Here is a 10,400-nt window from a genome sequence, read left to right on the forward strand (position 1 = left end):
GCATCCGCTCGCCGCGCCCCGCCGCCAGGATTACGACGCTAGGCGTCACGGCAATCTGTCCCTCGGTTCTGGGTCCCCCGCTTCTGGCATCGCGGCACAGTCATGATGGGGGGCATCATACTCCACCGCAAAGCCCGCATCCGTTCGAGTCAGGGCAAGCCTTATCCTTCGTCTTATATGTTGCTCTGTCTGTCATTCCGGTTTTTTTTCTGTCATTCCGGCCTCCTCCATGTCATTCCGGCCCCTCTTGTCATTCCGGCCTCCTCCATGTCATTCCGGCGAAAGCCGGAATCCCGCGCAAATACAGCGCGGAACGCGCACATTGCAGCGCCGGACGGCCCGCCCCTGCCTTCATCGGATATTCCTGCAAAGGAGCGCGAGGCGCGCGCTTTCTATGCTGGATTCCTGCTTTCGCAGGAATGGCGGGAATAGCAGGGATTCCTGCTTTCCAGTTCGTACAAAAACCGTCTCCGCCTCTTTTTTCTGTCATTCTGGCGCAAGCCGGAATCTCATAGGGGATGCCGAGTTCGCAAGAGGGATTCCGGCTTTCGCCGGAATGACAAGGAGGGAGGCCGGAATGACACGGGGGGAGGCGGAACGACACGGGGGGAGGCCGGAACGACAGAGCGCTGTTTCCCTACTTCCAAAGCGACATATGAATGGCAGCTTATTCCCGAACGCATCTCGGTTCCAGGCGCGCCGGGCGCCCGGCGCGCGGCGGGGGAGTTCAGGAGCGGCCGGCGCGGCGGCGAAGGCGCTGGATGGTCTGCCATTGGGCGACGGCCTCGGCAAGCTGCGCCTGGGCCAGCGCATAGTCCACTTTGGCCTCGCGGTCGTGGAAGGCGCGCTCGGCCATTTGCCGCGCCTCTTCGATGTCGGCTTCGTCCAGGTCTTCCGCCCGCACCGCCGTGTCGGAGAGCACGGTCACGATGCTGGGCTGCACCTCGATGATGCCGCCGGAGACGTAGAAGGCCTGCTCTCGTTCGCCCTCGGCGCTGCCCTCGGGCAGCTGCACCCGCACTTCTCCCGGCGCCAGCAGGCTGAGGAAGGCGGCATGACCGGGGGCGATGCCGACCTCGCCCAGCTGGGCGGGGGCGAAGACCATCGCCGCCTCGCCGGAGAAGATCTCCCGCTCGGCGCTGACGATGTCCACGCGGATGCTCTTGGCCAACGGCTGCCTCCCGCTTACAGCGTCTTCGCCTTCTCCACGGCGTCCTCGATGGTGCCGACCATGTAAAAGGCCTGTTCGGGCAGGGCGTCGTGTTTGCCCTCGGCGATCTCCTTGAAGCCGCGGATATTCTCCTTGAGCGGCACATAGACGCCGCTTTGCCCGGTGAACACCTCGGCGACGAAGTACGGCTGCGACAGAAAGCGCTGGATCTTGCGGGCGCGGGTCACCAGCCGCTTGTCTTCCTCGGACAACTCGTCCATGCCCAGGATGGCGATGATGTCGCGCAGCTCCTTGTAGCGCTGCAGGATGTTCTGCACGGCGCGGGCGGTGTCGTAATGCTCCTGGCCGACGACCAGGGGATCCAGCTGCCGGCTGGTCGAGTCCAGGGGGTCCACCGCGGGGTATATGCCCAACTCGGCGATCTGGCGCGACAACACCACCGTCGCGTCCAGGTGGGCGAAGGTGGTCGCGGGCGAGGGGTCGGTGAGGTCGTCCGCCGGCACATAGACCGCCTGGATGGAGGTGATGGAGCCGGTGCGGGTGGAGGTGATCCGTTCCTGCAGTTTGCCCATCTCCTCGGCGAGGGTGGGCTGGTAGCCGACGGCGGACGGCATCCGCCCCAACAGCGCGGAGCATTCCACGCCGGCCAGCGTGAAGCGGTAGATGTTGTCTATGAACAACAGCACGTCGCGGCCTTCGTCGCGGAATTTCTCCGCCAGGGTCAGCCCGGTCAGGCCGACGCGCAGGCGGTTGCCCGGCGGCTCGTTCATCTGCCCATAGACCAGCGAGACCTTGTCCAGCACGTTGGAGTCTTTCATCTCGTGGTAGAAATCGTTGCCCTCGCGGGTGCGCTCGCCCACGCCGGCGAACACGGAGTAGCCGCTGTGCTCGATGGCGATGTTGCGGATCAGCTCCATCATGTTGACCGTCTTGCCGACGCCGGCGCCGCCGAACAGGCCAACCTTGCCGCCCTTGGCGAAGGGGCAGATGAGGTCAATCACCTTGATCCCCGTCTCCAGCAGTTCCGTGGCCGAGGTCAGTTCGGTGAATGCGGGGGCGTTGCGGTGGATCGGCAGCCGCTCTTCCGACTCGATGGGTCCGCGCTCGTCAATCGGGTCGCCCAGCACGTTCATGATCCGGCCCAGGGTTTTTTCGCCCACGGGGACCTGGATCGCGGCCTGGGTGTTCTCCACGCCGGCGCCGCGGCACAGGCCGTCGGTGGAGCCGAGGGCGATGGTGCGCACTACGCCGTCGCCCAGCTGCTGTTGCACTTCCAGCGTGGTGGAGGCGCCGTTCGAGCCGCTCTCCACCTGCAGGGCCTGGTAGATCCTGGGGATGGCCTGCGGCGGAAATTCCACATCCACTACGGCGCCGATGATTTGGACGACTTCTCCCCGGTCCTTTGCCGCCGCTTTCTTTTTCCCTTTCTGCTTGCTGCTCATATGGTCACCTCGGTTCAGGCAACGGCGGCTGCGCCGCCCACGATCTCGGATAGCTCCTGGGTAATGGCGGCCTGCCGCGCCTTGTTGTAGATGAGTTGAAGTTCGTCTATCAGCTTGCCGGCATTGTCGGCCGCGCTCTTCATCGCCACCATGCGGGCGGCCTGTTCGCAGGCGATGTTCTCCACCACGCATTGATAGATCAGCGATTCCAGATAGCGCCGGATCAGGTGGTCCAGGACCTCCCGGGCGTCGGGTTCGTATATGTAGTCCCAGTGAAACTTCATTTCCTCGGCCTCGCTGGGGGGCAGCGGCAGCAGCTGCTCTACTTCCGGCGACTGCGTCATCGAGTTGACGAAGCGGTTATAGACGATGTACAGCCGGTCAATCTTCGCCTGTTCGTAGGCGTCGAGCATGATCTTGATCGTGCCGATCAGCTGCTCCATGGAGGGCTCGTCTCCCAGGCGCACGGCGCGGCTGAGAATGGGGGCGCCGATCAGGGAAAAAAAGCCCACGCCCTTGGAGCCGATCGCGCACAGATCCGCGACGATTCCCCGTTCGTCCCATGCTTGCATCCGGCGCACCACTTTGCGAAACAGGTTGGCGTTCAGCCCCCCGCACAAGCCCCGGTCCGTGGACACGACGATCAGGCCGACGTGGCGGTTGTGTTCCCGTCTCTCCAGAAAGGGGCTGCGGTACTCGCTCTTGGCGTGTTCCAGGTGCGCGATCACGTTGCGAATCTTTTCCGCGTAGGGGCGGGCGGCCCGCATGCGCTCCTGGGTCTTGCGCATTTTGCTGGCCGCGACCATCTCCATCGCCTTGGTGATCTTCTGCGTGTTCCGGATGCTGCCGATCTTGACCCGGATTTCCTTTGCCGCCGCCATGGCAGTCCTCCCCGCGCCCCCCTACCAGGTGCTGCTCTCTTTGAAGGCTTTGAGGCCGTCCGCCAGGGAGGCTTCGGTTTCTTCGTTGTACTCGCCGCTGCGGTTCATCTTCTCCATTAGCTCCTTGCGCTCCCGGTTGAAGAAATCGTGCAAGGCCGTCTCGAAGGAGTTCACTTTCTCCAGGGGGACGTCGTCCAGGTGGCCGCGGTCCGCGGCGTACAGGCTGACCGCCATCTCGGCCACGCTCAGGGGCGAGTACTGCTTTTGTTTCATCAACTCCATCACGCGCTGGCCGCGTTCCAACTGTTTGCGCGTGGTTTCGTCCAGGTCGGAGGCGAACTGCGCGAAGGCGGCCAGCTCCCGGTACTGCGCCAGGGCCAGACGCACCCCGCCGCCGAGTTTCTTGACGATGGGAGTCTGGGCGGCGCCGCCGACGCGGGACACCGACAGCCCGGCATTGATCGCGGGGCGGAACCCCGAGTTGAACAGGTCGGTCTCCAGGTAGATCTGGCCGTCCGTGATGGAGATCACGTTGGTGGGGACAAAGGCCGACACGTCGCCGGCCTGGGTCTCGATGATCGGCAGGGCGGTGAGCGAACCCGTCTTTTTCTTGACCTTGCCGTTCGTGGCCCGCTCCACGTACTCGGCGTTGACGCGCGCCGCGCGCTCCAGCAGGCGGGAGTGCAGGTAAAAGATGTCGCCCGGGTATGCCTCGCGCCCCGGCGGGCGGCGCAGCAGCAGGGAGACTTGGCGGTAGGCCCATGCCTGCTTGGTCAGGTCGTCGTAGATCACCAGGGCATCCTCGCCGCGGTCGCGGAAGTATTCGCCCATGGAGCAGCCCGCGTAGGGGGCGATGTACTGCATGGCGGCCGATTGCGAGGCGCTGGCGGCGACGATGATCGTGTGCTCCATCGCGCCGTGCTCCTCCAGTTTGTGAATCACGGTGTTGATGGACGAGGCCTTCTGGCCGATCGCCACGTAGATGCATTTGATGCCCGTGCCCTTCTGGTTGATGATCGTGTCTATGGCCACCGCCGTCTTGCCGGTCTGGCGGTCGCCGATGATCAGCTCGCGCTGCCCGCGCCCGATGGGCACCATGGAGTCCAGCGCCTTCAGGCCGGTCTGCACCGGCTGGCTGACGGATTGCCGGGTGATCACGCCCGGGGCGATCTTCTCCAGCGGCGCCGTCTCGCCGGCCCCGAGCTCGCCCTTGCCGTCAATCGGGGTGCCCAGGGCATCCACCACGCGGCCCAGCAGGGCCTCGCCGACCGGCACTTCGAGGATTCGCCGGGTGCAGCGCGCGGTGTCCCCCTGGGAGACCTTCTGGTAATCGCCCATGATGACCACGCCCACGGAGTCCCGTTCCAGATTCAGGGCCAGCCCGTATAACTTTCCCGGGAACTCGATCATCTCGCCCTGCATGACGTCGCTCAGTCCGTGGATGCGGGCGATCCCGTCGGTCAGGCTGACCACCACGCCCTCCGTTCGGGCCTCCGTCTGCAAGTCCAGTTCCTGGATCTTTTTCCTGAGCAGTTCGCTGACTTCCGCTGCGCTTATTGCCATTCGTTCCTCCGCGTTCCGTTTTCCGTCTGCACGATGTCCTGTCTGTGCCTGCCCGCGCCGTCCGCCTACGCCAGGGCCTCGGCCAGGCCGTTCAGTTTGTTGCGCAGGGAGGTGTCAATGACCGTATCGCCGATCTCGATCCGCACCCCCCCGATCAGGGAAGCTTCGATCAGTACCTCGCTCTCCACCCGGGTGGCCAGGCGCTGCGCCAGCGATTCTTCGATCTGCCGCCGTTCGCCGTCCGTCAGAGGATAGGCGGAAAACAGGCGGACGCTGGTCCGTCCCTCGAGGCGGCGGCGGCGCTCCTCGAAGAACTGGTGTACCGCGTCGGCAAGCTCCAGGCGGCGCGCGCGCACCAGCAATTCGACGAACCTTTCCTGGGTCGCGCTGTGCAGGGCGGCGGCACAGACTTCCCGCGTCAATCGCAGCAAGCGCTCCGTCCCCACCCGCGGGTCCGACAGCAGGCGTCGCATCAGCGGCTCGCGCGCCACGATGGCCAGCGTCCGCAACAGCTCGGACCAGGAGGCCAGCGCTTCCTCCGCGCGCGCCTGCTCGAAGGCGGCGCGGGCATACGGCCTAGCGGCGCCGCGTTCCCGCATGGCGGCTTTCGTTCCTGACGCTCTTCGCGTATCTCGTCACTGTAGGAGGCGTCACTGTAGGCGTCACTGCGGGCCCAACTCGGCTTTCAGGCCCTGCAGCGTCTTTTGGTGATCCTTGGGCGACACCTCGCGCTGGAGGACCTGCTCGGCGCCGGCAATGACCAGCGCCGCCAGTTTGGCGCGCAGCTCTTCGCGCGCCTGCGCCTTTTCCTGCTCGACCTCGGCATGCGCCGCGGCCAGGATCCGCTGCCCTTCCGCTTCGGCGGCGCGTTTCGCCTGTTCCACCATTTCGTCGCCGCGCCGCTGGGCCTGGTCAATCAGCTCGGCCGCCTTTTTGCGGCCCTCCGCCTGCAGCTCGTTCGAGCGCTGCGTCGCCTGTTCCAGCTCGCGGCGCCCTTGCTCGGCCGCGGCCAGGCCGTCGGCGATCCGTTTCTCCCGCTCCGCCATCGCCTGCAACAGCACGGGCCAGATGAAGCGCATGGCGAACCAGATCAGAAGGGCAAACACGATCATCTGCCCGATCAGGGTCGCGTTGATGCTCAAGGCCGGCCTCCGTTCATCGTCCGCATCGTCAACCGCCCAGGCTTTGGCGCGCGGCTTCCAGCGCCCCCGCGAAGGGGTTGGCAAAAGTGAAGAACAAGGCGATGCCGACGCCGATCATGGTGACCGCATCCAACAGGCCGGCGACAATGAACATCTTGATTTGCAGCATGGGAACGATCTCCGGCTGGCGCGCCGCGCCCTCCAGAAACTTGCCTCCCAGAATGCCGAAACCGATGGCTGTCCCGGCGGCGCCCAGGCCGATCAACAGGGACACGGCAATGGCGGTCATTCCCTGTACTTGTGAGAGATAACCTAGAAATTCAGCTTGCATCATATCCTCCTTTGCGACTTCGACAAGAACCTTTGCCCGCGCTCAATGCGTCTCGTGAGCCAGGCTGAGATAGACGATGGTCAACATCATAAAGATGAACGCCTGCAGGGTGATGATCAGTATATGAAAAATAGCCCAGGCCAGCCCCAACAGCAGCTGCGACAGGAACAGGGCCCAGGTCCCCAGGTGGAGAAACTCTTCCAGCGTCCGCCCCAGGGAGAACAGAGCGATCAGAATAAAGATCAGTTCGCCCGCGTAGAGGTTGCCGAACAGGCGCAGCGCCAGCGAGATCGGCCGCGCCAATTCCTCTACGGTCTTGAGGATGAAGTTCACGGGCGCGAACGCCCAGTGGTCGAAGGGATGGAGCAGGAACTCCTTGGCGAACCCGCCGGCGCCCTTGGCCCGGACGCTGTAGATCATGATCAGCGCGAACACCGTCAGCGACATGGCGAAGGTGGCGTTCAGGTCGGTGCTGGGGACCACCTTGAGGTAGGGGATGCCCGCCAGCCCGGCGAGCCAGGGCAGCAGATCCACCGGCACCAGGTCCATGAAGTTCATCAAAAACACCCAGACGAAGATGGTCAGCGCCAGGGGGGCAATGAGCCGGCTCTGGCCGTGAAAGGTCTCCCGCACCTGCTTGTCCACGAACTCTACCAGGATCTCGACGAAGTTCTGCAGCCGCCCCGGCACCCCGGCGACGGCCCGCGCCGCCACCCGCTGAAAGAGCAGCAGGCACCCCAGCCCCAGAAAGACGGAAAAAAACAGGGTGTCGAGGTGCAGGGTCCAGAAGCCCTCCCCCACCTGCAGGTTGTGCAAGTGATGGAGGATGTACTCCGTTTGGCCGCCCCCCGTATCCGGCGCCGCTGCCTTCACGACCGGGCGCCCTTCCACTTGTTGCCGAGCGCCCCCGGCAGCATCCACTGGGCCGCCAGGGCGAGGATGAAAGCGAGCAGCAGTATGGGCTGCTGTATATCCGCATAAACCAGCGCCAGGAAAAACAACACGCCCGTCAGCGTCAGCTTGAGGGCCTCTCCTATGTAGAATCCTCTCAACATCGCCTGCGGCGTCGCATGATTTACGGTAAACATATATGTGCCCAGCGCCAAGTTTCCCACGGTGCCGATTCCTCCCCCGAGCAACGCGGACCATGCGCCTCGCTGGCCCATCGTCGCCAGCAACAGGCCGCACAGCGCAAGGGTCACTATGATCTGCCCCCCCGCGCTTGCCAAAGCCATGCGCCAGCCCTCGCGGTTCATCGCCGATTTTTCCCCGCTATTGCCCTGCCGGCTGCATCGGGACGTCGGCGGTACCGCCTTTGCTGCCCGAGCCGGCAACGAGGGCGCAGTATAAGCGATGCCGGTTGCGGCAATCAATCGGCTGGCGGCCCGTCCCCAGCCGTTACGCAATCGAAGGGAAGAAAAGCGGTTTTCTATATATATTCCGCTTTCCCCTCATTTTTCCCATCACTCCCCCCTGGAGGGGGAGTCGGCAAGACGAGGGCGGAGCCCGAAGTCGCGCCGGTGGGGGGCATAGCGGCGCCTCCTTCCCCCCAGCGGACACGGAAATCGCAACCGCCGCTTCCCCCCCCCCTCCAGGGGGGAGCGATGGGAAAAATGAGGCGCAGGCTTGCCCCTGGCTTGAACAGGGGCAGGAATAGCGGGGTAGGTTGGGCGGCGGGGATGGGAATCTTTCATCCCCGCCGCCGCGGACGGTTGCCGCTTGGTTCCCAAGCGCCGGCAGTGACCCGTAAAATTTGACATGGGGGCACTTACATGCTTTATTTTGGCAAATAATGTCATTATTTGGCAATAAAAGGAGTATAAGGATGTTAATTGAGTTTCGCGTCGCCAACTTCAAGTCTATCCAGGAACGGCAGGTCCTGAGTTTGAGGGCATCGAAGGGCAGGGAATTGACCGACTCTCACACCTTTGGCGTTCCGCCGGTTGCGGGCGGGCCCGATATCAATATGAAATTGCTGCGTTCGGCGGCCCTTTACGGCGCCAACGCGGCAGGGAAATCCAATTTCTTGCAGGCTATGAGGGCAATGCAGGCGATTGTGTCGGGTTCTGCCCTGGAGAAGCGCCGGGGGGACCCTCTTCCGGTAGCGCCGTTTCGGCTGGATCCCGGGGCGCGGGATGCGCCCAGCGAATTCGAGGCGGCGTTCTTCAGCGGCGGTGTGCGCTACCAATACGGCTTTGCCGCTACGACGGAGCGCATCGTGGAAGAATGGCTGTTCGCGTATCCCAGGAATCGCGCGCAACGCTGGTTCCGGCGCGCGTGGGCGCCGGCCCAGAGCGGATACGAATGGGAACTGGGGGCCTTTTTAAGCGGCGAGAAGGCCCTGTGGCAGAAGGCAACTCGCGACAATGCCTTGTTCCTCTCAACCGCGGTGCAATTGAACAGCCGGCAATTGCAGCCGGTATATGACTGGTTCGCGAAGACCCTGCACCTTGCTAACGTTTCCGGGTGGTCGCCGATCTTCAGTGCCGAACTTTGCGAGACGGATTGCAAAGAGCAGGTGCTGAATTTTCTGAAGGCTGCAGATCTGGATATTCATGATGTGCGGGTCAGGAAAGATCCTTTCGATCCAAAATTCCTGCCTGGCGATATGTCGGCTCCTGTCAAGCAGATGATTTCCGAGCAAATGGAGAATAAGGAAGTCTTGGAAATTCAAACGGTGCACCGGGACTCCGAGGGGAAAGAAGTTGCCTTCGGTTTCGACCAGGAATCGGATGGCACGCAAAAGGTGTTTTCTTTTGCCGGCCCTTGGATTGACAGCCTGCAAAATGGCCATGTGCTGTTCGTGGACGAATTGCACGATAACCTGCATCCGCAACTGGCAAAGTTCCTGGTGCGGCGGTTTCATGGAAGGGACACCAATCCCAGCAATGCGCAGCTGGTGTTCACCGCCCATGAAACTTCTATTCTGAGCCAGGATCTTATGCGCCGCGACCAGATTTGGTTTTGCGAAAAAGACCGGCGTCATGCGACGCGGCTTTACCCCTTGACGGATTTTCATCCCCGCAAGGGCAGGGAAAACCTGGAGTTGGCGTATCGGTCCGGCCGTTATGGCGCCCTGCCTTACATTCGGGAAGCGCAGGGATAGATGAAGGATGGGCACGGATGCCCTGTTCCACAAGCGCAAAGCGCGGCGCACCAAAGATTTGGCGCGCCGCAAGGCCAGCAGAGCCCCCTATGCCAAAGTGCTGATCGTTTGCGAGGGCAGGAAGACCGAACCCAACTATTTTACGGGGCTCAGAGATGATTACCGTTTAAACAGCGCCAACGTGGAGATTACGGGGGAGGGCGATTCCACTCCCGAGGGCGTCCTTGCACTTGCCCGGGCGCGTTATCAACAAGAGCAAACAGCGGGCGACCCTTTCGATACAGTCTTTTGCGTATTCGACAAGGACGACCACGCCGGCTATTCGCGGGCTTTGGCGCTACTAAGCAGCATTAGACCCAGGGGAGTTTTTCGCGCGATCGCTTCGGTACCCGCTTTCGAGTATTGGTTGCTGTTGCATTACGAATACAGTACCAGGCCATATCGGACGCGACCGGGCAGAACCGCGGCGGAACAGGTGTTGGCCGATCTGAAAAAGCACTTTCCTCAATACCGGAAAGGCGACAGGGACATATTCCGCGTCTTGCGGGAAAGGTTGGAGACAGCAAAACAACACGCAGCGAGATCGCTGAGGGCCGCCGAGAGGAGCAATACCGACAATCCCTCCACCAAGGTGCACCAACTGGTGTGCTACTTGCAGAAGATTAGGTGTTGAATCATGCCATACCGTTGAGAGGCAACCGGTGTCTAGCCCGGATATTGCACGAGCGCCGGTTTTCCGCCGGAAGTGTCGTTGTCTGGGACGG

At 62.9% G+C, this 10,400-nt stretch carries 11 protein-coding genes; 2 read left to right on the top strand and 9 right to left on the bottom strand.

Translation table 11 applies throughout. The features are described from left to right. Positions 1-727: 727 nt before the first annotated feature. From OXU43_04415 to OXU43_04455, 9 genes are all read right to left on the bottom strand, one after another. Positions 728-1,171: a F0F1 ATP synthase subunit epsilon gene (locus OXU43_04415; GenBank protein ID MDD9824394.1), complete on the bottom strand. Its 444-nt coding sequence runs from the start codon at positions 1,169-1,171 to the stop codon at positions 728-730. A 14-nt stretch (positions 1,172-1,185) separates the two neighbouring features. After that, entirely contained in the window at positions 1,186-2,613 is a 1,428-nt protein-coding gene (atpD, locus tag OXU43_04420) for a F0F1 ATP synthase subunit beta (protein ID MDD9824395.1), read from the bottom strand. A 14-nt stretch (positions 2,614-2,627) separates the two neighbouring features. Then, positions 2,628-3,494, bottom strand: a complete 867-nt coding sequence (atpG, locus tag OXU43_04425; protein MDD9824396.1) for a F0F1 ATP synthase subunit gamma — start codon at positions 3,492-3,494, stop codon at positions 2,628-2,630. Between the two features lie 21 nt (positions 3,495-3,515). Next, positions 3,516-5,057: a F0F1 ATP synthase subunit alpha gene (gene atpA, locus OXU43_04430; GenBank protein MDD9824397.1), complete on the bottom strand. Its 1,542-nt coding sequence runs from the start codon at positions 5,055-5,057 to the stop codon at positions 3,516-3,518. A gap of 65 nt (positions 5,058-5,122) precedes the next feature. Then, positions 5,123-5,656 (bottom strand): F0F1 ATP synthase subunit delta, encoded by a 534-nt coding sequence (locus OXU43_04435; GenBank protein ID MDD9824398.1) that lies wholly within the window; start codon positions 5,654-5,656, stop codon positions 5,123-5,125. Between the two features lie 63 nt (positions 5,657-5,719). After that, on the bottom strand, positions 5,720-6,199 hold the full coding sequence (locus OXU43_04440) for a F0F1 ATP synthase subunit B (GenBank protein ID MDD9824399.1): 480 nt from the start codon (positions 6,197-6,199) through the stop codon (positions 5,720-5,722). A gap of 28 nt (positions 6,200-6,227) precedes the next feature. Beyond that, positions 6,228-6,530: a F0F1 ATP synthase subunit C gene (gene atpE / locus OXU43_04445; protein ID MDD9824400.1), complete on the bottom strand. Its 303-nt coding sequence runs from the start codon at positions 6,528-6,530 to the stop codon at positions 6,228-6,230. Positions 6,531-6,572: 42 nt separating this feature from the next. Continuing rightward, positions 6,573-7,403 (bottom strand): F0F1 ATP synthase subunit A, encoded by an 831-nt coding sequence (gene atpB, locus OXU43_04450; GenBank protein MDD9824401.1) that lies wholly within the window; start codon positions 7,401-7,403, stop codon positions 6,573-6,575. After that, a complete protein-coding gene (locus OXU43_04455; protein ID MDD9824402.1) occupies positions 7,400-7,786 on the bottom strand; it encodes an ATP synthase subunit I in 387 nt (128 codons plus the stop codon). Before OXU43_04455 ends, atpB begins: the two co-directional genes overlap by 4 nt. A 569-nt stretch (positions 7,787-8,355) precedes the next feature. Between OXU43_04455 and OXU43_04460 the strand changes: the two genes are divergently transcribed. Together OXU43_04460 and OXU43_04465 are read left to right on the top strand one after the other, a co-directional pair. Next, complete coding sequence (locus tag OXU43_04460) at positions 8,356-9,636, top strand: ATP-binding protein (GenBank protein ID MDD9824403.1); 1,281 nt, start codon at positions 8,356-8,358, stop codon at positions 9,634-9,636. A 7-nt stretch (positions 9,637-9,643) separates the two neighbouring features. After that, positions 9,644-10,309: an RloB family protein gene (locus OXU43_04465; protein MDD9824404.1), complete on the top strand. Its 666-nt coding sequence runs from the start codon at positions 9,644-9,646 to the stop codon at positions 10,307-10,309. The last annotated feature ends 91 nt before the right edge of the window (positions 10,310-10,400 follow it).

The sequence above is a fragment of the Gammaproteobacteria bacterium genome, assembly GCA_028817255.1.
GTDB lineage: Bacteria > Pseudomonadota > Gammaproteobacteria > Porifericomitales > Porifericomitaceae > Porifericomes > Porifericomes azotivorans.